The sequence below is a fragment of the Serratia sp. NPDC087055 genome, from assembly GCF_044900985.1.
Lineage (GTDB): Bacteria > Pseudomonadota > Gammaproteobacteria > Enterobacterales > Enterobacteriaceae > Serratia.
Window position 1 is genome coordinate 2,356,735 of the sequence record NZ_JBJDOG010000001.1, and the last position, 21,927, is coordinate 2,378,661.

The 21,927-nt window shown below is 54.0% G+C and carries 22 protein-coding genes; 14 read left to right on the plus strand and 8 right to left on the minus strand.

Going from position 1 to position 21,927, the window contains the following annotated elements; genetic code table 11:
* The first annotated feature begins 9 nt into the window (after positions 1 to 9).
* Together ACI2J2_RS11165 and ACI2J2_RS11170 are read left to right on the plus strand one after the other, a co-directional pair.
* Entirely contained in the window at positions 10 to 645 is a 636-nt protein-coding gene (locus ACI2J2_RS11165; RefSeq protein WP_037425112.1) for an AAA family ATPase, read from the plus strand.
* Positions 642 to 938, plus strand: a complete 297-nt coding sequence (locus ACI2J2_RS11170; protein ID WP_209632252.1) for a hypothetical protein — start codon at positions 642 to 644, stop codon at positions 936 to 938. Before ACI2J2_RS11165 ends, ACI2J2_RS11170 begins: the two co-directional genes overlap by 4 nt.
* Positions 939 to 970: 32 nt before the next feature.
* Here the strand turns inward: ACI2J2_RS11170 and ACI2J2_RS11175 are convergent, their stop codons facing one another.
* Genes ACI2J2_RS11175 through ACI2J2_RS11190 form a run of 4 tightly spaced genes read right to left on the minus strand, consistent with a single transcriptional unit; the run spans position 971 to position 4,511 of the window.
* Positions 971 to 1,702 carry a substrate-binding domain-containing protein gene (locus tag ACI2J2_RS11175; RefSeq protein WP_404760106.1) on the minus strand — a complete coding sequence of 244 codons (732 nt, stop codon included), beginning with the start codon at positions 1,700 to 1,702 and terminating at the stop codon, positions 971 to 973.
* Positions 1,695 to 2,474 carry an ABC transporter ATP-binding protein gene (locus ACI2J2_RS11180; RefSeq protein ID WP_209632250.1) on the minus strand — a complete coding sequence of 260 codons (780 nt, stop codon included), beginning with the start codon at positions 2,472 to 2,474 and terminating at the stop codon, positions 1,695 to 1,697. The genes ACI2J2_RS11175 and ACI2J2_RS11180 overlap by 8 nt, the downstream gene beginning before the upstream one ends.
* A complete protein-coding gene (locus tag ACI2J2_RS11185; RefSeq protein ID WP_404760107.1) occupies positions 2,467 to 3,465 on the minus strand; it encodes a FecCD family ABC transporter permease in 999 nt (332 codons plus the stop codon). The genes ACI2J2_RS11180 and ACI2J2_RS11185 overlap by 8 nt, the downstream gene beginning before the upstream one ends.
* A complete protein-coding gene (locus ACI2J2_RS11190) occupies positions 3,462 to 4,511 on the minus strand; it encodes an ABC transporter substrate-binding protein (protein ID WP_209632248.1) in 1,050 nt (349 codons plus the stop codon). Before ACI2J2_RS11190 ends, ACI2J2_RS11185 begins: the two co-directional genes overlap by 4 nt.
* Positions 4,512 to 4,845: 334 nt before the next feature.
* Here ACI2J2_RS11190 and ACI2J2_RS11195 point away from each other — a divergent pair, with 334 nt between their 5' ends.
* Complete coding sequence (locus ACI2J2_RS11195) at positions 4,846 to 5,868, plus strand: methyltransferase (RefSeq protein ID WP_404760108.1); 1,023 nt, start codon at positions 4,846 to 4,848, stop codon at positions 5,866 to 5,868.
* 109 nt (positions 5,869 to 5,977) lie between these two features.
* Here ACI2J2_RS11195 and bglX read toward each other — a convergent pair whose 3' ends face one another.
* Both bglX and ACI2J2_RS11205 read right to left on the minus strand, forming a co-directional pair.
* The gene (gene bglX / locus ACI2J2_RS11200) at positions 5,978 to 8,275 is read right to left on the minus strand and encodes a beta-glucosidase BglX (RefSeq protein ID WP_404760109.1); all 2,298 of its coding nucleotides are present in this window, start codon (positions 8,273 to 8,275) and stop codon (positions 5,978 to 5,980) included.
* Positions 8,276 to 8,389: 114 nt separating this feature from the next.
* Entirely contained in the window at positions 8,390 to 9,319 is a 930-nt protein-coding gene (locus ACI2J2_RS11205; RefSeq protein ID WP_404760110.1) for a LysR substrate-binding domain-containing protein, read from the minus strand.
* Between the two features lie 342 nt (positions 9,320 to 9,661).
* Between ACI2J2_RS11205 and ACI2J2_RS11210 the strand changes: the two genes are divergently transcribed.
* Both ACI2J2_RS11210 and ACI2J2_RS11215 read left to right on the plus strand, forming a co-directional pair.
* A complete protein-coding gene (locus tag ACI2J2_RS11210; protein ID WP_404760111.1) occupies positions 9,662 to 10,816 on the plus strand; it encodes a pyridoxal phosphate-dependent aminotransferase in 1,155 nt (384 codons plus the stop codon).
* 42 nt (positions 10,817 to 10,858) lie between these two features.
* Positions 10,859 to 11,638: an ABC transporter substrate-binding protein gene (locus ACI2J2_RS11215; RefSeq protein WP_265556269.1), complete on the plus strand. Its 780-nt coding sequence runs from the start codon at positions 10,859 to 10,861 to the stop codon at positions 11,636 to 11,638.
* Positions 11,639 to 11,676: 38 nt separating this feature from the next.
* On the opposite strand, the gene ddlA is transcribed toward ACI2J2_RS11215, so the two are convergent.
* Positions 11,677 to 12,780, minus strand: coding sequence for a D-alanine--D-alanine ligase (gene ddlA / locus ACI2J2_RS11220; RefSeq protein ID WP_404760112.1), 1,104 nt, complete (start codon positions 12,778 to 12,780; stop codon positions 11,677 to 11,679).
* Between the two features lie 170 nt (positions 12,781 to 12,950).
* Between ddlA and ACI2J2_RS11225 the strand changes: the two genes are divergently transcribed.
* The 4 genes from ACI2J2_RS11225 (at position 12,951) to ACI2J2_RS11240 (ending at position 17,029) form a co-directional block, all read left to right on the plus strand.
* The gene (locus tag ACI2J2_RS11225) at positions 12,951 to 13,154 is read left to right on the plus strand and encodes a ParD-like family protein (RefSeq protein ID WP_208060662.1); all 204 of its coding nucleotides are present in this window, start codon (positions 12,951 to 12,953) and stop codon (positions 13,152 to 13,154) included.
* The gene (gene map / locus ACI2J2_RS11230) at positions 13,151 to 13,945 is read left to right on the plus strand and encodes a type I methionyl aminopeptidase (RefSeq protein WP_209632242.1); all 795 of its coding nucleotides are present in this window, start codon (positions 13,151 to 13,153) and stop codon (positions 13,943 to 13,945) included. The genes ACI2J2_RS11225 and map overlap by 4 nt, the downstream gene beginning before the upstream one ends.
* Positions 13,946 to 14,073: 128 nt before the next feature.
* A complete protein-coding gene (dld, locus tag ACI2J2_RS11235) occupies positions 14,074 to 15,792 on the plus strand; it encodes a D-lactate dehydrogenase (RefSeq protein WP_404760113.1) in 1,719 nt (572 codons plus the stop codon).
* Between the two features lie 385 nt (positions 15,793 to 16,177).
* Entirely contained in the window at positions 16,178 to 17,029 is an 852-nt protein-coding gene (locus ACI2J2_RS11240) for a DMT family transporter (RefSeq protein WP_209632240.1), read from the plus strand.
* A gap of 53 nt (positions 17,030 to 17,082) precedes the next feature.
* On the opposite strand, the gene ACI2J2_RS11245 is transcribed toward ACI2J2_RS11240, so the two are convergent.
* Positions 17,083 to 17,673, minus strand: coding sequence for a Yip1 family protein (locus ACI2J2_RS11245; protein ID WP_209632239.1), 591 nt, complete (start codon positions 17,671 to 17,673; stop codon positions 17,083 to 17,085).
* 204 nt (positions 17,674 to 17,877) lie between these two features.
* On the opposite strand from ACI2J2_RS11245, the gene ACI2J2_RS11250 reads away from it, so the two are divergent.
* From ACI2J2_RS11250 to ACI2J2_RS11270, 5 genes are all read left to right on the plus strand, one after another.
* Positions 17,878 to 18,348, plus strand: a complete 471-nt coding sequence (locus ACI2J2_RS11250; RefSeq protein WP_404760114.1) for an acyltransferase — start codon at positions 17,878 to 17,880, stop codon at positions 18,346 to 18,348.
* A complete protein-coding gene (locus tag ACI2J2_RS11255; RefSeq protein WP_209632237.1) occupies positions 18,345 to 18,887 on the plus strand; it encodes a GNAT family N-acetyltransferase in 543 nt (180 codons plus the stop codon). Before ACI2J2_RS11250 ends, ACI2J2_RS11255 begins: the two co-directional genes overlap by 4 nt.
* 103 nt (positions 18,888 to 18,990) lie before the next feature.
* Entirely contained in the window at positions 18,991 to 19,827 is an 837-nt protein-coding gene (locus ACI2J2_RS11260; RefSeq protein WP_404760115.1) for a DUF1460 domain-containing protein, read from the plus strand.
* A gap of 133 nt (positions 19,828 to 19,960) precedes the next feature.
* Positions 19,961 to 20,773: a MetQ/NlpA family lipoprotein gene (locus tag ACI2J2_RS11265; RefSeq protein WP_209632235.1), complete on the plus strand. Its 813-nt coding sequence runs from the start codon at positions 19,961 to 19,963 to the stop codon at positions 20,771 to 20,773.
* Positions 20,774 to 20,898: 125 nt separating this feature from the next.
* Positions 20,899 to 21,924, plus strand: coding sequence for a MerR family transcriptional regulator (locus tag ACI2J2_RS11270; protein WP_404760116.1), 1,026 nt, complete (start codon positions 20,899 to 20,901; stop codon positions 21,922 to 21,924).
* The last annotated feature ends 3 nt before the right edge of the window (positions 21,925 to 21,927 follow it).

The window sequence follows — 21,927 nt, forward strand, 5'->3', positions numbered from 1 at the left end:
GATGGCAGCATGATTGTTTTGATTGGCTCGCAAAAAGGTGGCGTAGGAAAATCAACCAAGGCGGTCAATATCGCCGGGTATCTGATTCTTAAACAGGGGAAAACGGCCATCATCGTTGATGCTGACGATCAGAAATCAATCATGACCTGGTATAACGACCGCCAGAATGTTGAAGGCCTGCCGCATATCCCTGTGGTCGCCGCCTCAGGCAAAATCAAAGAAACGCTGCTGGAGCTGGATCGCCATTACGACTATGTGATTGTCGATACCGCGGGCCGCGATAGCGCCGAACTGCGTTCCGGCTTGCTGGCTGCCGATCTGTTCCTCTCCCCGTTGCGCCCATCGCAGATGGATCTCGACACCGTCGGCTATCTGTCGGAAATGTTTGCCACCGCGCAGGAGTATAACGAGAAGGTGAAAGGCTACATTGTGCTGAACATGTGCCCAACCAACATCTTTATTAATGAAGCCAACGAAGCGGCGCAGGTGTTGAGTGAATACCCAGAATTGACGTTAGTGAGCAACCGTCTGTGTGATCGCAAGATCTACCGTGATGCCTGGGGTGAAGCGATTACCGTGCACGAGGCACATAACGCAAAAGCGCAGGCAGAAATCGAAAGCCTGGTAAAAGAGGTGATTCTGTGAAAAAGCGCACCCCAACCCACCGCATGTCAGAAGACGAATTTATCAACAGCGCCACCTCGCACACCTTGTTGGTGCCCGCAGCCGAAGCCAAACCACAGGGCCGCAAACGCACTTATAAAGCCATTTCAGTCAGCCTGACCGATAACCATATCGATGCTATCGATGAAATTATTATGCAGGCCGCACGTAATGGCGTAGTGCGCATTACCCGTTCAGACATTATCAAGCTGGCGATTGACAGGCTGGCGGAAAAAAGCGAAGAACACCTTATGCAACTGCTGAAAAAGCTGTAGTTAACTTCACAACCTGCCAGCTTAATAAGCTATTAGCTCACCACGTTGGCAGGTAAAAACCCCTGTTCCTGCAATATCGCCTGCCCCTGCGCCCCCAGAATAAACGCGGCTAAACGCTGCGCTCGTTCATCCAACAGGCACAGGCCGTAGTCAGCCCTAATCGCCAGCGACGGCGGGAAATACCTTACCGCCAGTTCGGGAAATTCAGCTAACACGCTGCCATAGCTGGCATAACCGAGAAAAATGTCTGCCTGGCCGCTGTTAAGCAGATACTCCGCCGCTAGCCGGCCCGGCGGCAGCGGTGCCGAGTCAGGCCCCCCCACCAATGCCAGCGCCCGTTGCCGCAGTGAATCCCCCGCTCCCGGTGTTATCGTTTCAATGCGGTCAAACAACTGTTGTGCATAGTCACCGGAAGGGTCGGCGCCTGGCGTGGACGTCGCAATCCGCCAGCGTGAATCCAGTAACACCGACAACAATGGCGGTTTAGTTAACTCGGTAATATTGCGCACGGTGGCGCATAGCCGATTCTGTGCAAAACGTTGCACCCGCGGTGATAGCCGCAAATCAACCAAGCGCTGTGGGTGTGCCAGATTGGCCGACGCAAAAATATGCGGATGCTGTCCCGCTTCGATTCGCTGGCGCAACAGACCCGCCGGGCCAAACAGGGTGTCTACCTGTTCACCGGTTTGTGCCTGAAACGCCGCCAGCAAGGGACCCAACGCCCCACGCAGGCTACCGGCAGCAAACAGCAAAATATTACTCACGTTCCCGCTCCCGTTGGCTACGATACAATGGCACCAGCGTTTCAAACTGCCGACCGTCAATCTCTACAGCCACCCGCTCAATGGCCAAATTAAACAGCGGTGACAGGCTCTCGGCGGTGAGTACCCTGGCGCATGCCCCAATTTGATGTTGCCCCGAGGCCCCCAGCAGTAAAGCCCGATCGGCCACCGCATGCGCATGATTAGGTTGATGAGTAGAGAACATTACCGCCATCCGTCTTTCCCGTGCCAAATGCGAGATCAGGCTCAGCACCCGATCCTGATGGTGCAAGTCCAATGCCGAGGTCGGCTCATCGAGCATCAACACCTCACAGCTCATCGCCAGGGCGCGGGCTATCAACACCAGCTGCCGCTGTCCGCCGGACAAACTGCCGAACTCGCGATCGGCGAAGCTCAGCATATCCAGCGACTGCAGGGCTTCTTTAGCCAGCCGATGATCCTGCGCCGACGGCGAACGGAACACCCCCACGTAACGCGCACGCCCCATTAACACAATATCCAATACGCGATAGGCAAAGGGAGCCGCGAAATGCTGCGGCACAAAGCCAATACCGTTTCCCCGTTCAACAGCGCCCTTTTGCAACGGCAAAGTACCCAGCAGCAGCTGCATCAGGGTACTTTTACCACGCCCATTCGGGCCTAGCACCGCCAGTACCTCACCGCGACGCAGTTGCATATTCAGTTGGCTAAATAACGGTGCCTGACCCGGCCAGCCAAAACTCAAATCGTTGACGGCCAATAACGTATCACCCATGCCAACCTCTCAGCTGCGCGCGGCGCAACAGCAACGCAAATAGCGGCGCACCGATCAATGCCGTTAAGATGCCTAACGGAATTTCACTGCTGCTCAACGTACGCGCCAGATCGTCGATCAAAACCATATACAGCGCCCCCAGGCACATAGAGGCCGGCAACAGACGCCGATGATCGGGGCCGACCAACAGCCGCGCAATGTGTGGGATCACTAACCCTACCCAACCGATACTGCCGCTGACCGCCACCTGCGCAGCAACGATCGCTGCGCACAGCGTCAAAATGAGCCAGCGAGTGCGTTCGACGTTAACCCCCAGCGCAGCAGCATCTTCGTCCCCCATCGACAACACATTAATGCGCCAGCGCAATGCCAGCAGCATCCCGCCAGCCAAGAGCAGCGGCAGGAATAACATCAGCAGTTTGCTATCATTCGCGGTGGCAAAACTGCCCAACAGCCAAAATACGATGCTCGGCAGTTTCTCTTCGGTATCGGCGAGATATTGCAGCAGGCTGACGCAGGCAGAGAAAAATCCACTGAGGATCACCCCGGCCAATACCAGAGACAAGATATTGCGCCTGGCAATGACACTGGTCATCGCGAAAATGAACAGTAACGCCGCCATGCCGAACACGAATGCAGACAGCAGCAGCATCACCATCGGCAAACTGAGCAAAATCGCCAATGTGCCGCCAAATGCGGCACCGGAAGAGACACCAATAATATGCGGGTCCACCAGCGGGTTACGAAACACCCCTTGCAGCGCAGCGCCGCATAAGGCCAATGCGGCACCTGCGCCCATCGCCAGCAGCACCCGGGGCACGCGTACCCCGAGGATCACCTGGCGTTGGACCGCATCAATCCCTCCCTGTGGCCCGGTAAGTGGCTCCAGCAGAATCATCAAACTGTGCGTCGCCGATACCGGATAGCGGCCAATGCCCAAGGACACTAACGCACACAGCACTGTCAGTAGTATCAGCCAGCCAAGCTTCATTGCTCGCTCTGGCAGCAACTGCTGCGATAATACTGTCGATAATAGGCGTCCACCCGCTGCTGCAAATTAACGTCGCTGAAGCGCTGTGGGTAAAGCTTTTTCGCCATCCACAGTTCGCCCAACGCCAGCGCTTCCGGCATGGGGTAGCCCCAGGCCTTGGCGTATTCAGGCATCAGGTAGACACGTTTATTTTTCACCGCATCAATACCCTGCCACTGCGGGGAGCTGAGGATTTGTTTCACCACCTCAGGATAGCGTTCTTGCACAAAAATCACCGCCGGGTTCCATTTCAACACGTCCTCAATCGACACCTGCTTAAATCCCTGAATATCTTTTGCCGCCACGTTCAGCGCACCCGCATGCTGCATCATCAGCCCTGTGTATTTGCCTGAGCCATAGGTGGTTAAATCCGGGTTAGCCATATAGACCCGTACGCGTTGATCTTCCGGCACGTCCCGCAGCCGATCGGCCACCAGCGTCCGCTGTTGGAACACGTCCCGAATCAGCGCTTCAGCCTGCGGTTGATGGCCCATTACCGTACCAATAAGACGAATGCCGTCTTGCAGGCCAAGATTGTAAGCCTGGTCTTCATCGTTCAGCACCGGGTTCATTTTCCCGGCCTGATCCGCCGCTTCACGGCGCAGCGAAACCGCGACCACAGGGATACCTGCACCCGCTATCTGAGCAATCATTTCCGGCGGCGCGTAGTTGGCAACAAACACCACCTGCGGATGCAATTTGAGCAGGCTTTCAATGTTCACCGACGTGAGATCGCCCGGCATCGGCATGTTCGCCAGTTCCGGTGCCAGCCGCAGATAGTTTGGCCCAAGTTGCTTTTTCCAACTGCTAAGCACACCCACGACCTGCGGCATAGCATCAAGTTGCACCAACAGATTCAACGTCTGGTGTTGCAGCACTACAGCGCGGGTGATGGTATCGGGCAACGTGACCTGCCTGTTGAGTTGATCGGTAACCTGGCGATCTGCCTGCGCGGCGGAAGAAAACAGGATGATAAATAGCAGCATCCGAGGGAAGCGTTTGAACATGGGAAATTCCGGTGAGTTATCGTTATATACAAAATCATATAGCGATAACCCTGGCGAAACAATCAGCGGGATCAAAAAACAGTCTAAAGGCACCGGATTGCCCAAAAAAACCAATAACCGATTAATGTAATTACGTATTATATTTTCACATTAATTTATTCCACCATTTGAGGTGGCCAAGATAATATAGTTTGCTAATTTATTTAAAAACAACGTTTAATAAAAAGGGTGTAAAAACATCAAATTAATAAAAACGCGCAAATTGACTTTGCCAAAATATAATTAATGACTTAGCATTTATTAATTACACCCGGTGACTCATCAGGACACTGCAATGGATAAAATGCTTAGAAACCCCAATTACTGTGACAAGAGCATTTTCGATATCACGATGAATTTATATGCTTACCCGGCAATTATTATAGCCCATAGATTGGGAATATTTGAATTTATTCATAACCAACAAAGCACCATCAAAGAAATCTGTTCAGCGGCCCATATTGAACAACGCCCTGCTGAAGCCATTATGGCTACATTACGGGCGTTGAATTTGGTAAGAATGGAAGAAGGAATATTTCACCTCGCCCCGGAAGCGGAAGAGTACCTGTTAAAAGACAGGCCTAACTACTTCGGTTATTTCTGGGATCTGATGTATGAAAACAGTGAGAATTTTTCTCTGAAACAGTTAGAGAAAGCCATTAGAAAAAACACGGCGCAGGCCTACGGCGAGCAGGATCTTTTCGATACGCACACCCTTGATACAGATAAGGCACGGAAATTTACTCACGCCATGCACAGCCTGAGCATTGGCTCGGCAAGCATCTGGCCGACCAGACTGTCATTGGCGCAATACCGTACGGCGCTTGATATTGGTGGGGCATCAGGTGCCCATGCGATCAGCATGGTTTCGTATTGGCCTAATCTGACTTGCACTATTTTTGATCTGCCGGAAGTCTGCCCAGTTTCAGATGACTATGCCCGTCAATATGGGTTAAGCGATCGCATTAATACCCATAGCGGCAACATGTGGCAGGATCCTTATCCCAACGCAGATTTACATTTATATTCAAATATCTTTCACGACTGGCCACTGGATAAAAACAGATTTCTGGCTAAAAAAAGCTATACGGCACTCCCCGTAGGAGGAAGGATTATTATCCATGAAGTTCTGTATAACAGTCATCAACCCGGGCCACTGGCCGCAGCAGCCTATAGTCTTATGATGTTAGGTTGGACACACGGCAGACAATACTCAGGTGAGGAAATTGGTGAGCTATTACTGCAGGCTGGATTCAAACAAATAGAAATCATTCCTTCTCTCGGCTATTGCAGTATTGTGACTGCACAAAAAATGTAATTAGCACCTCAGCAAAAATAATGCGGCGTAAACGACGACAACCGCTTTTCGCCAGATTATCACGCTCAAAAATGTGACCGCCCATGCAATCCGGGGCGGTCGCAGGTGATTACTTCAGCGTAAAACTTTGCGCCTGTACGTTGTCGGAATCCAGCCCCACCATCACGTTGAACTTGCCCGGTTCTGCGCCCCATTTCAGGCTGGCGTTATAGAACTTGAGATCGTCTTCAGTGATTGGCAGCTCAACGGTCTGCGCCTGGCCCGCTTTCAGCGTGACTTTTTTAAAGTTGCGCAGCTCTTTCACCGGGCGGCTAACCGACGCGGTCACGTCCTGCAGATACAACTGCACCACGGTCGCACCGTCATATTTACCGGTGTTCTTGAGCGTAACGCTGGCGGTGATCTTGCCGTTGCGCGCCATTGTCGGGCTGGAGAGTTTCAGGTCCGACAGGCTAAAGCTGGTATAACTCAGGCCGTAACCAAACGGATACAACGGGCCATTGGGTGAATCAAAGTAACGGGAGGTGTACTTGCCCGGATTTTCCTTGCCAAATGGACGGCCGGTATTCAGATGGTTGTAGTACATCGGGATCTGCCCGACCGAACGCGGGAAGGTCATCGGCAGTTTGCCTGACGGGTTGTAGTCGCCAAACAGCACGTCGGCCACCGCATTGCCGCCTTCGGTGCCGCTGTACCAGGTTTCCAGCATCGCATCGGCCTGTTGGCTTTCCCAGCTCAGCGCCAGTGGGCGACCGTTCATCAACACCAACACCAGCGGCTTACCCGTGGCTTTCAGCGCGGCGATCAGGTCACGCTGACTTTGTGGAATGGTAATATCGGCGCGGCTGGAGGCCTCGTGCGCCATACCCTGCGACTCACCGACGACGGCCACCACCACATCGGCTTTCTTCGCGGCCTGCACCGCCTCGTCAATCATCTGCTGTGGCGGGCGAGTATCAAACACCACAGCCGGTTCATACTCGTTCAGGTAGTCGATAATGCTCTTGTCCTGAGTGACGTTGGCACCCTTGGCGTAGAGAATCTTCGCCTTGTCACCCACCGCACGCTCCAGCCCTTCGCGAAGGGTCACCGACTGTTTGACCACCCCAGCGGCTGACCAACTGCCCATCACGTCACGTTGACTGTCGGCCATCGGGCCGACCAGCGCAATGGTGCTCTGCTTGCTCAGCGGCAGCGTCTGCTTGTCATTCTTCAGCAGTACCATGGTTTTACGCGCAACCACGCGCGCTTCGGCACGGTGCAAGCGGCTTTCGGCATTCGTGTCTTGTGGATCAGACCCCACCGGGCCAAGGTGGGTATACGGGTCTTTGAACAAACCCATGTCATATTTGGTATTCAACACGTCCCGACAAGCGCGATCGATGTCGCTTTCCGACACCAGCCCGTCCTTCACCAATCCCGGCAGGTATTGGTCGTAATATTCGTCGCTCATGCTCATGTCGACACCAGAGGTGATCGCCAGCCGCACGGCGTCGCGCGGATCTTCAGCCACACCGTGTTTGATCAGTTCTTTAATCGCGCCGTGGTCACTGATGGTGATGCCCTTAAAGCCCCACTGGTCGCGTAGCAGATCTTTCAGCAGCCACGGGTTAGCGGTCGCCGGAATGCCGTTCACCGAATTGAGCGACACCATAACGCCACCGCTGCCTGCATCCACCGCCGCCTTATACGGCGGCAGGTAGTCCTGGTACATTCTCAACGGGCTCATATCGACCGTGTTATAGTCGCGGCCCCCTTCGGTGGCACCGTACAGTGCAAAGTGTTTCACGCTGGCCATGATTGCGCCGGGCTTGGAAGGATCGCCGTTTTGATACGCATCCACCATCACTTTGGCTATTGTAGACACCAACCAGGTATCTTCACCGAAACCTTCCGATACCCGGCCCCAGCGCGGATCGCGGGTGATATCCACCATGGGGGAGAACGTCATGTTCAGGCCGTCGTCGCTGGCTTCCTGGGCCGATACGCGGCCACTGAGCGCAATGGCTTCGAGATCAAAACTGGCGGCCAATCCGAGGCTGATCGGGAATACGGTACGCTGGCCGTGCACCACATCATAGGCGAAGAACAACGGGATTTTCAGGCGGCTGAGCTGCATGGCCTGGTCCTGCATCGCGCGGATATCCGGTCGGGTAACCGTATTGAAGATGGCGCCAATTTGGCCCTTACTGATACCGTCGCGGATCGCCTCTTTCGGGTTATCCGGCCCCACGCTGATTAACCGCAACTGCCCGATTTTTTCTTCCAGCGTCATCTGTTTCATCAGGTTGGAGACAAAGGCGTCGCGCTGCTGCGCATTGACATCTTGCATGACGGTGCTTTCCTGCGCAAAAACCGGGCTGATGGCCAGACCGGACAACATACTCACCACACAAAGCCATTTCATATTTTTTATCTCAGGCATGTTCCCATCGCAGGCCGCGGCGGGGATGATCAATCAATGTGAAAAGCAGTGTGCCATACTCCTTTTCACCGCAGAAATAATTTGTAATGTTAAAGGTTACAAGCTGTTAGCGGAGGCTGGGCGATAGTTTTGCAGCCGGGCACGGCTTTGCGCAGCCTCGTCGCCGAGGAAATCGACCAGCGTGGCTAATGCAAGTGGTTGCACAGCCCGTTCAGGATAGACCAAATAGTATGCCGCGCCGCTGACAACGCTGAGTGCGAAAGGTGTGACGATGCGCTGCGCCTGAATATCCTCTTCCAACAAGCACAAATCGCCGATGGCGATCCCAAAACCCTGTAGCGCGGCGCTCATCGCCAGATCGAGCGTATCGAAATGCTGCGCCTTGCGCGAAGGCAGCGCCTCTTTTCCTGCCGCTTTCAACCACAACAGCCAATCGCGACGATCGCGCGTCGGGTGCAGCAGGGTTTTCTCTGACAGATCGGCCAGGGTTGGTGGCTGGGGTAATTCGGGCAGATAAGACGGCGTGCAGACCGGCGTGAGGATTTCATCGAACAGATGATGCACCGTCAACTTTTTGCCCTGAGGCCGCCCGAACACCACGGCGGCATCGAAATGTTCCGCGCCGAAATCCAGCCCGTGCGATACCGAAGCGGTCAGCTCAATGTGCATTTCCGGTCGTTCGTTTTGCAGCCGAATGATGCGCGGTAACACCCAGCGCATTGCACAAGTCGGGCACTTTATACGCAGGGTTCCTGACTGCGCCCCAACGCGCGATAACGCCTCATCCAACTGCCCCAGAGCCTGCTGCACCGGAACCACTAGCAATGCGCCCTGTGGGGTCAGTGCCAGGCCACGTGCTTGACGGCTAAATAATGGGTAGCCTAGATGCTGCTCCAGCCCGAGGATCTGCCTGCTCACGGCCCCCTGCGTCAGGTGCAAACTCTGAGCGGCATGGGTGAAATTCAGCCGTTGAGCCACCACCACAAAGGTTTTTAACACATCGAGCGACGGTAATGGTGTCTGCATAGCGAGCTCCTCTGGATACTCAAAATTACAAAGATTCCCCCAAATAATTGGAACGACATCCAGGCGGCCAATGAATGCAGCCCGATGAGCTGACATGAGCCAGTAATTCGGCTAAGCGGCAAATCTGCCGGGAGCAGATTTGAACGTTGCTTGCAGCCGCTCCCTTAGGGGTGAGACCCAAGGATGGGCCAAATCACGCAGCCAACGCCGTGATCGTTTCAAGAATGAAGGGGAATTAGGCATGATCTGTATGCATGGCAAGTATGACAAACTTTCCCTTGTTGGCCTACCGTCATTGATGCTTAATCAAACGATACTTCCCCCTTCTCCCTGGAGCCACTCATGCAGAGCGCCTGCTCACACCGTTCAAAGTTGCCGGACGTCGGCACCACTATTTTTACCGTTATTGGCCAGCTCAGTGCTGAACATCAGGCGTTGAACCTGTCGCAGGGCGCACCCAACTTTGCCTGTGAACCGCAATTGGTTGAGGCGGTAGCGCAAGCCATGCGTGCAGGTCATAACCAATATGCCCCAATGAGTGGCGTAGCGGCGTTACGATCGGCACTGGCAGATAAAGTCGAACAACTGTATGGCGCGCGCTACGATGCCAACGAAGAAATCACGGTCATTGCCAGCGCCAGTGAAGGATTGTACTCCGCCATCAGCGCGCTGGTGCACCCGGGCGATGAGGTCATTTATTTCGAACCGGCATTCGACAGCTATGCCCCTATTGTACGCCTGCAGGGCGCCACCCCGGTTGCCATCAAGCTTTCGTTACAGGATCTGCACATTGACTGGGATGAGGTCGCTGCCGCTATCAACAGCAAAACGCGGATGATCATCGTAAACAGCCCGCATAACCCAACGGGTAGCGTGTTTGGCGAGCATGACATTGAGCGACTGACCGCCCTGACGCGTAACACCGACATCGTTATTCTGTCCGATGAAGTGTATGAGCACGTTGTTTTCGACGGTGACATTCATCACAGCATGGCACGCCACCCGCAGTTATCCGAACGCAGTGTGATTGTCTCGTCATTTGGCAAGACTTATCACGTGACAGGCTGGCGTGTCGGTTACTGTATGGCACCCGCAGCCTTGATGGACGAGATCCGTAAAGTGCATCAGTTTATGGTGTTCTCTGCCGATACGCCGATGCAATATGCCTTCGCTGACGCATTGAGCAACCCGCAGAGTTATCTGGGACTGGCGGCCTTTTATCAGCAGAAACGTGATTTACTGGCCAGCGCGCTGCAAGATTCTCGCTTTGAATTGCTGCCCAGCCGTGGCAGTTTCTTTATGTTGGCCCGTTTTAGCGGCTTCAGTCAGGAAAGCGACAACGATTTTGCGGTACGCCTGATCCGCGAAGCCAAAGTGGCGACTATCCCGCTGTCGGCGTTTTACAGCGACGGAACCGACACCGGTATTATTCGACTGAGTTTTTCAAAAGATAACGAAACCCTGCTGGAAGGCGCACGCCGTCTGTGTCAGGTGTAATGTATTCATTTTTGCTTTGACCATGGGAAAAGGGCTCTGAATATGAAATCACTGAAAACGTTGATCGCCGCAGGCTGCCTGCTGGCCGCCGGTTCCACGCTGGCGGCGGAAAATACGCTGCGCTTCGGCCTGGAAGCACTGTATCCCCCGTTCGAATCCAAATCTGCCAGCGGTCAGCTTGAAGGTTTTGATATCGATCTGGGTAAGGCCGTATGCGCCACTGCACAGTTGAAATGCACTTGGGTCGAAACCTCATTCGATAGCCTGATCCCGGCGTTAAAAGCACGCAAATTTGACGCCATTAACTCGGCAATGAACGTCACTGACCAACGTCGTCAGGCCATAGATTTCACCGACGCAATCTATCAGGTGCCGAACCGGCTGATCGCCAAGGCGGACAGCGGCCTGCTGCCAAATGCCGCCTCATTGGCTGGCAAGCATGTCGGCGTGTTGCAAGGCTCAATTCAGGAAACCTACGCCAAGGTACATTGGGCACCGCAAGGCGTGGACGTCGTGTCTTATCAGGATCAGAACCAGGCTTACCTTGATCTGACCGCCGGACGCCTCGACGCCACGCTGGTGATGGCTCCTTCAGGGCAAAGCGGTTTTCTGTCCCACCCTGACGGCAAAGGCTTCGCCTTCGTTGGCGATGCGGTCAGTGACGACAAGATCCTGGGTGAGGGCATTGCCTTCGGCCTGCGTAAAGGGGATGACGCACTGAAGAAAAAGCTGAATGACGCCATCGTCAAAGTGAAACAGCAAGGCACTGTGAGCCAGTTGGCAAAGAAATACTTTGGCGATATTGATGTGACAGTGAAGTAAAAAAACCAGGGGCGGAAATCACTTCGCCCCTGTTTGCTTTAGCGATCGAACACCGAACTGTTCAACGCGCGATCTTGCTGATGGCGCTCCAGCGCCAGTTCAATCAGGCGAGTAATCAGTTGGCTGTAGCTGACGCCACTGGCGGCCCATAATTTGGGATACATACTGATGTTGGTGAAGCCCGGCAGCGTGTTGATCTCGTTGATCACCACGTTGTTGTCCGGCGTCAGGAACACGTCCACACGCGCCAGACCGAAGCATTCCAGCGCACGAAACGCTTTCAGCGCTACGTCACGTATTTTGTCGCTCACCTCCGGCGTAATCGCCGCCGGCACGATCACCTGAGCACCCTGCTCATTGATGTACTTGGTGTCGTAGGAGTAGAAGGCATCGCTCAACACAATTTCGCCACAGAGGCTGGCCTGCGGTTCATCGTTGCCCAATACGGCGCACTCAATCTCACGGCCAACAATCGCCGACTCCACCAACACTTTATGATCGAAGCTGAACGCCAGCGTCACGGCAGCCTCAAAGCCGGCGCGATCCTGGACCTTGCTGACCCCCACCGAAGACCCCTGGTTAGCGGGCTTAACAAACAAGGGCAATCCCAGGCGTTCGCTGAGCTGTTCAAAGTTGAATTTCGCGCGATTAGCGCGTGTCAGTGTCACAAACGGCGCGACTGCCAGCCCGGCATCACGCAATAAACGTTTAGTGACATCTTTGTCCATGCTGACCGCCGACCCTAGCACACCGGCACCGACGAACGGCAGATTGGCCATCCGCAGCAACCCCTGCAGCGAGCCGTCTTCCCCGAGCGTGCCATGAACGATGGGGAAAATAACGTCGAGCTGGCCCAGCGTGCTGGCGCTGCCAGATTCGATCAGCTGTTGTTTTTCCTGGCCGGGGATCAGAGCCACATTTTTATTTGAGCGGTTCAGTGCTATCAGCGCCGGGTTTTCCGCATTCAGCAGATAATTGGACGCATCGTTAATGTGCCATTGCCCCTGCTTGTCGATCCCCAATAGCGTGACGTCAAACTTCTCTTTGTCGATTGCATCCACGATGTTCTTTGCCGATTGTAGCGAAACCTCATGCTCCGCCGATTTACCGCCAAAGATCACCCCAACACGTAATTTAGCCACGCCTTAAATCCTTCTGAAAAATCAGTGCAAAAAAAGTCGTTTATCACAATAAACGCATTGCCCGACGGCGGCAATCATTGTGACCCGGAATCTTCCTATGCCACGGATTGCACAATTCTCACCATCCCAAACGTATACACTTCGTATATAAATCGCTTATGGAGCTGATTATGGGCATTGTGAAAATTTCAGACGCACTGCATGACGATCTTCGCCTCGCAAGTCTCTCGATGACGCGTTCAATCAACGCGCAGGCGGAATACTGGATCAAGATCGGGATGTTGGCGGAATTCCATCCGGAACTGACCTACCCCCAATTGGTAAAAAAAATGATGAAAGATAACGCGCTGACGTTGAAGGAGATTGTCGGGTGAAAGAGATTGTGATCAAAACGTCGGAAGAAATTGCCAAAATGCGTCACTCTGGCGCCCTGCTGGCGCAGGTGTTTGCTATGCTCGATGAGGTGATTGTCGAAGGCATCTCTACTATGGAGATCAACGACCGCGCCGAAGCCTTTATCGTCAATGAGTTGAAGTCGCGCCCGGCCAGCAAAGGCCAGTACGACTTCCCTTATGTGCTTAATACATCGATCGACGATGTGATCTGCCACGGTATTCCTTCTGCCAGTAAAATTTTGCGTTCCGGCATGATCGTTAACGTAGACATTACGCTGGAAAATGACGGCTACATCGCTGACTCCAGTAAAATGTACTGCATCGGGCAGACCACGCCCTTGGCCAAGCGGCTGGTAAACACGGTGTATGAGTCACTGTGGCAAGGCATCCGCGTAGTGAAACCCGGAGCCACATTGGGTGATATCGGCCATGCTATTCAGCAGCACGCCGAAAAAGCCGGCTACAGCATTGTGCGCGAATACTGCGGCCACGGCATTGGTCGCGACATGCATGAAGAACCCGCGGTGTTGCACTTTGGCATGCCGGGCACCGGCATGGTATTACAGGAAGGCATGGTGTTTACCATCGAGCCCATGATCAACCAAGGCGATCATCGGATTAAGCAGAAAAAAGACGGTTGGACGGTAGTGACCCGCGACAAGAAGCTCTCTGCCCAATGGGAGCATACCGTCGCAGTAACCGCCGACGGCGTGGAAATCCTGACGCTGCGAGACGAAGAGCGTCGGGCTGGCTACCTGGAACGTTATTAATTCACGCAAGCTATCAACTTAATAAGCTAACAAGCTAATAGGCCATTACATTATTACCCTATGGCTCTCACTTTACCGCCGACGATACGGCGAACGGGAAAGGCATGGGGTACGACAGGGAGATCGGCATGACGCAGTTTACCAGCGCGACTAACCAGGCGTTTCTCAATCAGCTCAAAAGCATCGTCGGTGGCCCACAGCTGCTGACAGGCGAACGCAGCACCGAACGTTATCGCAAAGGCTTCCGTTCTGGCGAAGGCAAAGCGTTGGCGGTGGTGTTCCCCACGCGTCTGCTGCAATTGTGGCAACTGCTGGAGGCCTGCGTCGCCGCCGATAAAATTGTCATTATGCAAGCGGCAAATACCGGCCTGACTGAAGGTTCGACGCCCAGCGGCAATGACTATGACCGCGATATTGTGATTGTCAGTACCCTGCGACTTAACCATGTGCAGGTACTGGATAACGGCAAGCAGGTGGTGGGTTTCCCGGGCAGTACACTGAATCAGCTGGAAAAATTACTCAAGCCGTATGGCCGCGAACCCCATTCGGTGATCGGTTCCTCGTGCATTGGTGCTTCGGTGATCGGCGGCGTGTGCAATAACTCTGGCGGTTCGCTGGTCAAACGCGGCCCAGCCTATACCGAGATGGCTTTGTACGCACAGTTGGGTGAAGACGGCCAACTGCGGCTGGTCAACCATTTGGGCATTAAACTCGGCAATACGCCGGAGGAAATCCTCACCCGCCTGGAAAAAGGCGATTACCGGCCAGAAGATGTTGAATATGGTGAACTGCGTGCGTCCGACAACGAATATGCCAGCCGGGTACGTGACGTCAATGCCGATACCCCTTCCCGATTTAACGCCGACAAACGCCGCCTGTACGAGGCCTCCGGCTGCGCCGGTAAGTTGGCCGTATTTGCAGTGCGCCTGGATACCTTCGAAAAAGAAAGCAAAGAGCAGGTGTTTTACATCGGCACCAACGACACTGCCGTATTGACCGAACTACGCCGCCACATGCTCAGCACCTTCGACAACCTGCCGGTCGCTGGCGAATACATGCACCGAGATATTTTTGATATCGCCGAAGTGTATGGCAAAGACACCTTTATGATGATCGACAAGCTCGGTACCGATCAGATGCCGAGCTTCTTCACCTTAAAAGGCCGCATGGACGCCAGCCTCAACAAACTGCCGTTGCTGCCGCATAACCTGACCGACAGGTTGATGCAGGGCCTGAGTCACCTTGCCCCCAGCCACCTGCCAAAACGGATGAAAACGTACCGCGAGCGTTTTGAACATCACCTGCTGCTGAAAATGGCCGGTCCAGGCGTTGAAGAAGCACAACAGTATCTGAGTCAGTATTTTGCCCATGCCAATGGAGAGTTCTTCGTCTGCACCCCAGATGAAGGCAAGAAAGCCTTCTTGCACCGTTTTGCCGCCGCCGGCGCTGCAGTGCGTTACCATGCGGTACATGCCGACAAGGTAGAGGACATTTTGGCATTGGATATTGCGCTGCGCCGTAACGACACCGACTGGTTTGAAACCCTGCCGCCGGAAATCGACAGCCAACTGGTACACAAACTGTATTACGGCCACTTTATGTGCCACGTGTTCCATCAGGATTATGTGGTGAAAAAAGGCGTCGACAGCCACGCGCTGAAAGAAAAAATGCTCGAAATCCTCGACCAGCGCGGTGCGGAATACCCTGCGGAACATAACGTCGGCCACCTCTATCCGGCCAAACCCGACCTGCAAGCGTTTTACCGATCTGCCGATCCCACCAACAGCTTTAACCCAGGCCTCGGCAAAACCAGCAAGCGAAAGCACTGGGCCGATAACAAGGCGTAATAAGCCATCTCTCAGATTGCGCCCCCGACATTCGGGGGCCACCTCGTCTGGCAAGACGCATGTTAATTTTATGTTGCGCAGTCAACCAAACTTCACTATCTTGGTTTGGTTAATCACGCCCTGCGTTCAGGAATGCCCATGATTCAGTTTGCGCACATGAAAGATTCTGCGAACACGACCCTTCCGGCCGTCGTTCTGCTGTGCGCATCCTCTGCCCCACCCGCCGTTTTCTCTGTCGTCTCTGCGGTTGCCGCTTACCCGCCACGCTCTGTGGTTGTGCGCTAAGCCAAACCGAATTCTCTTCTCCAGCATTGCTTGATGTGCGTCCCGGCATAGAACGCCGTGTCTGCTGGAGCTTATTATTTTCACGACAGGTGAAAACTCAATGCGATTTATGTCTCAATGGGCCAACGCGGGCCTCGCGACCTTATTCGTCCTGCTCTGGAGCAGCGGCGCAATTTTCTCACGCTGGGGGCTGGAACATGCATCCGCCTTTGCTTTTTTGTTCTTCCGCTGTGCTATCGCGCTGGCATTGCTGCTGGCGATAGGCCTGTGGCAACGGCAATACCTGCCCGCCCCTGGCACCCGCCGCCGTGTCGCACTGATCGGACTGTTAATGATTGGCAGTTATCAGATTTGCTATCTGCTGGCGCTGGAACAAGGTATTACCCCTGGTGTACTGGCAACCCTGCTTGGCGTGCAGCCGATACTCACTCAGTTCATTACTGAACGCCGGTGTTCGGGGCTGCGTGGTCTTGGCCTGTTGTTGGCCATGGGCGGCTTAACGCTGGTGGTGTATCAAAGTCTGATGATTGCGCATTTTTCGCTGGTTGGCATGCTGTGCGCTTTTATCGCTCTCGGCTGCATGACCGCCGGTACGCTGCTGCAAAAAGGTCTGGCACAGCCGCCTTTGGCGGTCTTGCCGTTACAGTACGCCGTCGGACTGTTGATGTGCACCTTGGTGCTGCCGTTTGAACCCCTCCGCGTCGACTGGAGCATGGCCTTTATTGTGCCTCTGCTATGGATGGCCGTGGTAATTTCGGTGTTGGCCACCTTTTTGCTGTATCAGCTGATTCAACGCGGCAACCTGGTGCAAGTCACTAGCCTGTTTTACCTGATCCCGGCGGTGACCGCGCTACTGGACTATCTGCTGCTCGGGCACGCGCTGGCAGCCATCAGTATGCTGGGCATGGCGGCGATTCTGGCCGGCGTCATGCTGGTATTTCGCCAGCCCTAAATAGCAAAAGCCCCTCACGCCAAACCGGCATGAGGGGCAATATTAAAATGACATCAGAATAACCAGGAACCATACCCCCACAGCAGTACCGTTACCCCAAGCAGCAGCTCAAGCAACAAGATGCCAATGGCAAAGGTCGAGCTGGAGAAGATAAACCCTTCTTTACTGTCGATATTCAGGAAGTGCGGTATGCCCAGATTCAGCAGATAGCCCGAATAACACAGGCCAATCACGCCGACAAACAGGCACAGCCACACAACGGGATACAACGCCACTATACCGCTGAGGAACATCGGCGTAGCAACATAACCGGCAAACACCATGCAGCGGTGCAAGCTCGGACGGACTTCATAACGCCGTGCCATCCAGTGGATGACTTTCCCCATGATTGCCACGCCCGCCAGCATCAGCAAATAAAAAGCGACAGCCGTATAAGATGCGGTGAACGTATTGAGCCGGATGGCATGTCCTTCGCCGGAGAGCCAGCCCAGTTGGGTGGTACCGATAAACGCGCAAACCACCGGGATCAGCGCCAATAACAGGACATGATGGGTGTAAAGGTGCGAGACGCTTTCGTTCTCGCTTTTAATGTGTTCGAACTCGGTGCTTGGATGCGCCAGAAGTCCCCAAACATGATTAACCATGAGACACCTCCTCATCGCCGTAGGTCGCGATCGGCGAACGAATTTACCCCTCTGACGGATGACTAACCGTACGAGGATTGCGGCCACGGGGCTCTCTCCCCTGTATTAATTATAGTCTTTCGCTGAAAAAACGTTCGGAAAGCACAGACGTAACCACAGTTTGTTTTATAATTCGCCCACTGCGCCACTGCCGTGAGAAACGCCATGTCATCTGTCCTTACCGTTCGCCACGTTGGCATTGTCGATGTCGACGCCGGACAAAATGTCACCGTCGTTCAGCCCTGCAATCTGTATGGCTGCCGGCTCGGCGAGGGCGTATTCGTCGGGCCCTTTGTCGAAATCCAAAAAAACGTCAGCATTGGTGCCCGCAGCAAAATCCAGTCACACAGCTTTATCTGTGAATATGTCACCATCGGCGACGATTGTTTCATCGGCCACAATGTCACCTTCGCCAACGATCTGTTTAAAGAAGGCGCCCCCAATGCCGATGCCGCAAGCTGGGGCCGCACACTGATTGGTGATCATGTTTCTATTGGCTCCGGTGCCACGGTGCTGGCAGTGGAAATTTGCAGCGGCACCGTGATCGGTGCCGGGTCAGTCGTCACCAAAAACATCACCCGCAAAGGGATCTATGCCGGTAATCCGGCGCGTTTGTTGAGGGAGCTTGCCCCATGAGCCCAGCGATCCAAATTACTCCCGTCACCCGTTTACCCGACGGGTACCTGACAAGCTGCGACTTTGGCTTTCAGATTGCACGCTATGCCCAGCCGGCTTTCGACACGCCGATCGACAGTTGGCCGCTGCTGCCGGTCACGCCATTCCGCAAAGACTACCCGTTAGCCCCGTTCGTCAATGAGGAAAGCGAAACCTTTTTGGCCCGTCATCGTGGCGAGGCGGTGGGTCACATCACGCTCAGCAATAACTGGAATGGCTATGCGCTCATCGAAGAGATCGTCGTCAGTGCCCATGTGCGCCGCCTGGGGATTGCGACAGCCCTGCTTGAAACAGCGAAGCTCTGGGCACAACGCCACGAAACTTCCGGCCTGATGCTCGAAACGCAAAATACTAACCTGCCCGCCTGCCGCTGCTATCAACGTTTTGGTTTTATCCTCGGCGGTATCGACCATTTGCTGTATCGCGCTCATCCTGACCTCGCCGATCACGAGATCGCGCTATTCTGGTATTTGCCGTTTAACAGCGAAATGGGGTATTGAGTGATAGCCGACCGTTGAGGCTGTGTTTAAGCATTAAAACGCCGGACCAAGGTGAGAACTGTTAACATTTGTCTGTTAACACGCCAAAACCGTGGGGGGTACAATGTACAAGGTTGTTTCATTGATATTGGCTATTGCGCTTGCCGGTTGTGCAGATAAAATCCCCGTAAGGCAAACGCCTGAACCCATTTCCACCCCACCTGCAAATCTCAAGGCCAGCATGGATAATCACACGTTAAATGAACTCAACGCTCTTCTTTCCTTGCGCGCTGCCGCGCCGGCAGACGTGCAAAAAGATAACGGACGCATGATCGACCTGCTATCCCGGCCATTCCTTGGTACTGCCTACGTCGCGAATATGCTGGTGGGTTCGCAGGATACACCGGAAAAATTGGTGATCGACTTCCGCGGTTTGGATTGCTTTACTTATATCGATTATGTCGATGCTTTGAGTCAGGCAAACAGTCAGGCAGACTTTATCCAGCGGCTGATTCACATTCGCTACGCCAACGGCGACATTAACTTCCTGCAACGCAAACACTTCTTTACCGACTGGTCACACCAGGCTAAAACCAACGTGACGGATATTACCGCTACACTCAGCCCGCACAGTGTCACGCTGACGAAAAACCTGAACCAGAAGTCCGACGGCAGCAGCTATTTGCCGGGCCTGAAAAACGTACAGCGCAGTATCACTTACCTGCCCAGTGATTTTATTGATGATCACGTGTTGGCCCAGTTGCACACCGGTGATTATATCGGTATTTACACCAATCTGGCCGGCCTGGACGTTACCCATACCGGCATCTATATCATGACCCCAAACGGCCCCGTGCTGCGTAATGCCTCTTCACGCAAAGAGAATATGCAGGTGGTGGACTCGCCCTTTATGGATTACGTGCTGGCCACGCCAGGCATCGTGGTTTTACGCGCAAAATAAGGGTGTGCAATAAAACGTCCGGTTATTAGCTATACCTCTTTGTGCTGAGCAAGTGTTTGACTTCCCTGCAGGTTCAGGCTTAGCTAGCAGTACAAAACCAACTGATTTTATTGTTTTTTTCAGGGAAAACTTGATGACCAAAAACTGGCGTTATACCCCTCTGCTGGCAGCGTTCGCCGCCGTACTGGCGCTTCAAGGCTGCGAGAAAAAAACCGATCAGAATCATATCAAGGTCGGGGTAATCAACGGTGCAGAACAGGACGTGGCGGAGGTCGCCAAGCAGGTGGCTAAAGACAAATACGGCCTGGACGTCGAACTGGTCGGGTTCAGCGGTTCACTGCTGCCCAACGACGCTACCGATAAAGGTGAGTTGGATGCTAACGTCTTCCAGCACCGCCCGTTCCTCGAACAGCAGAATAAAGATCACGGATATAAACTGGTCGCGGTCGGCAATACCTTCGTGTTTCCTATGGCCGGTTATTCGAAAAAAATCAAATCACTGAAAGAATTGCAGGATGGCGCGGTCATTGCCATTCCCCTGGATCCCACCAACCTCGGCCGTGCGCTGCTCCTGCTGGAGAAAACCGGCTTGATTACGCTGAAACCGGGCAAAGGGCTGCTGCCAACCTCGCTGGATATCAGCGCCAACCCGCATAACTATAAGATTATGGAGTTGGAAGGGGCGCAATTACCTCAGGTGCTGGACGATCCCAAAGTCACCGTGGCTGTCATCAGCACCACTTACATCAACCAAACGGGCCTGACACCCACCAAGGACGGCATCTTTATCGAAGACAAGAATTCACCGTACACCAACATCATAGTGACGCGTGAAGACAACAAAGATGCACCTAACGTACAAAACTTCATCAAAGCCTACGAGTCGGATGAAGTGGCCAAGGCCGCCGAAAAAATCTTTAACGGTGGTGCGGTAAAAGGCTGGTAATGTCAATTGCGGGTTCTCATCGCAGAACCCGCCCCCCTCCCTCAAAATATCCCCATCCTCCCCCTTGACCCTAACGCGACGTCAGGCTTTAGTATTTCTGCACGCACAAGGGAGGAGCACACTTCATGTTACTGAAAGTTGGCGAACTGGCTCGCCGTTCCGGCATCACGGTCAGGACGTTACATTACTACGACAGCATAGGTTTGCTGGTTCCTTCTGCGCGTTCCGACGCCGGCTATCGCTTATATAACCGGGCCGACATCACTCGCCTGCACCATATTCAGGCATTGCGCCGAATGGGGGTGACGCTGGCGGAGGTCGGGGCAATTCTGGCGCGTTCAGGGATGGCACTCACCACCGTGATCGAACAGCAAATCACCATGCTGAATCGGCAACTGGTGCAGACCGCCACACTGCGCGACCGTTTACAGCAAATGCACGCACAGCTTTCCGTCGGTGACGAACCTGAGTTGAACGACTGGCTGGCTACGTTGGAGTTAATGACCATGTACGATAAATATTTTACCGCAGACGAACTGGCACAACTGCCTTTCTATCAGGCCAACCCAACGCGTAACCGGGAATGGGGCGAACTGGTCAGCGGTATTCGCCAGCTGATCGAAAACGGCGTTGCGCCGCAAGCGCCACAGGCTCAGGATCTGGCCCGACGTTGGATGCTGATGCTGGAACGCGATACCGCAAACAACCCGGCATTTCTTACTCGGTTAAATGCCATGCATGCCGAAGAGCCTTCAATGCGCGAACAAACGGGCATCACCCCGGCAATGACTGATTACGTCACCCGCGCATTTGCTGAAACCAAGCTGTCTATTTACCAAAAATACCTGTCGGAAGAAGAGTACGCCTATGTCCGCCGGCACTATTTCACCCGGCTGCAGGAATGGCCGGCATTGATAGCCCAGTTCCACCAGGCATTGAATGACGGTGTACCGCCAGAATCTGAACGGGCGACACGCCTGGCAGCTCAATGGCTTGAACTGTTCCAATCCTATGCGGGTACCGACCCCGCCACTCAAATGAAAATCCGCCAGGCAATGGAGCGGGAACCTACGTTGGTTGAGGGCACTTGGCTAACACCGCCGCTGTTGCGTTATTTGCAGCAGGCGGTGGCGCAGTTGATGCGTGGTTAGCCT

What these genes read in the sequence shown, in the direction of transcription:
- ACI2J2_RS11165 (WP_037425112.1), top strand. Translation starts at nt 10, where the DNA reads ATGATTGTTTTGATTGGCTCGCAAAAAGGTGGCGTAGGAAAATCAACC.
- ACI2J2_RS11180 (WP_209632250.1), bottom strand. Translation starts at nt 2,474, where the DNA reads ATGGGTGATACGTTATTGGCCGTCAACGATTTGAGTTTTGGCTGGCCG.
- ACI2J2_RS11185 (WP_404760107.1), bottom strand. Translation starts at nt 3,465, where the DNA reads ATGAAGCTTGGCTGGCTGATACTACTGACAGTGCTGTGTGCGTTAGTG.
- ACI2J2_RS11190 (WP_209632248.1), bottom strand. Translation starts at nt 4,511, where the DNA reads ATGTTCAAACGCTTCCCTCGGATGCTGCTATTTATCATCCTGTTTTCT.
- ACI2J2_RS11195 (WP_404760108.1), top strand. Translation starts at nt 4,846, where the DNA reads ATGGATAAAATGCTTAGAAACCCCAATTACTGTGACAAGAGCATTTTC.
- bglX (WP_404760109.1), bottom strand. Translation starts at nt 8,275, where the DNA reads ATGAAATGGCTTTGTGTGGTGAGTATGTTGTCCGGTCTGGCCATCAGC.
- ACI2J2_RS11205 (WP_404760110.1), bottom strand. Translation starts at nt 9,319, where the DNA reads ATGCAGACACCATTACCGTCGCTCGATGTGTTAAAAACCTTTGTGGTG.
- ACI2J2_RS11210 (WP_404760111.1), top strand. Translation starts at nt 9,662, where the DNA reads ATGCAGAGCGCCTGCTCACACCGTTCAAAGTTGCCGGACGTCGGCACC.
- ACI2J2_RS11215 (WP_265556269.1), top strand. Translation starts at nt 10,859, where the DNA reads ATGAAATCACTGAAAACGTTGATCGCCGCAGGCTGCCTGCTGGCCGCC.
- ACI2J2_RS11225 (WP_208060662.1), top strand. Translation starts at nt 12,951, where the DNA reads ATGGGCATTGTGAAAATTTCAGACGCACTGCATGACGATCTTCGCCTC.
- dld (WP_404760113.1), top strand. Translation starts at nt 14,074, where the DNA reads ATGACGCAGTTTACCAGCGCGACTAACCAGGCGTTTCTCAATCAGCTC.
- ACI2J2_RS11240 (WP_209632240.1), top strand. Translation starts at nt 16,178, where the DNA reads ATGCGATTTATGTCTCAATGGGCCAACGCGGGCCTCGCGACCTTATTC.
- ACI2J2_RS11245 (WP_209632239.1), bottom strand. Translation starts at nt 17,673, where the DNA reads ATGGTTAATCATGTTTGGGGACTTCTGGCGCATCCAAGCACCGAGTTC.
- ACI2J2_RS11250 (WP_404760114.1), top strand. Translation starts at nt 17,878, where the DNA reads ATGTCATCTGTCCTTACCGTTCGCCACGTTGGCATTGTCGATGTCGAC.
- ACI2J2_RS11255 (WP_209632237.1), top strand. Translation starts at nt 18,345, where the DNA reads ATGAGCCCAGCGATCCAAATTACTCCCGTCACCCGTTTACCCGACGGG.
- ACI2J2_RS11260 (WP_404760115.1), top strand. Translation starts at nt 18,991, where the DNA reads ATGTACAAGGTTGTTTCATTGATATTGGCTATTGCGCTTGCCGGTTGT.
- ACI2J2_RS11265 (WP_209632235.1), top strand. Translation starts at nt 19,961, where the DNA reads ATGACCAAAAACTGGCGTTATACCCCTCTGCTGGCAGCGTTCGCCGCC.
- ACI2J2_RS11270 (WP_404760116.1), top strand. Translation starts at nt 20,899, where the DNA reads ATGTTACTGAAAGTTGGCGAACTGGCTCGCCGTTCCGGCATCACGGTC.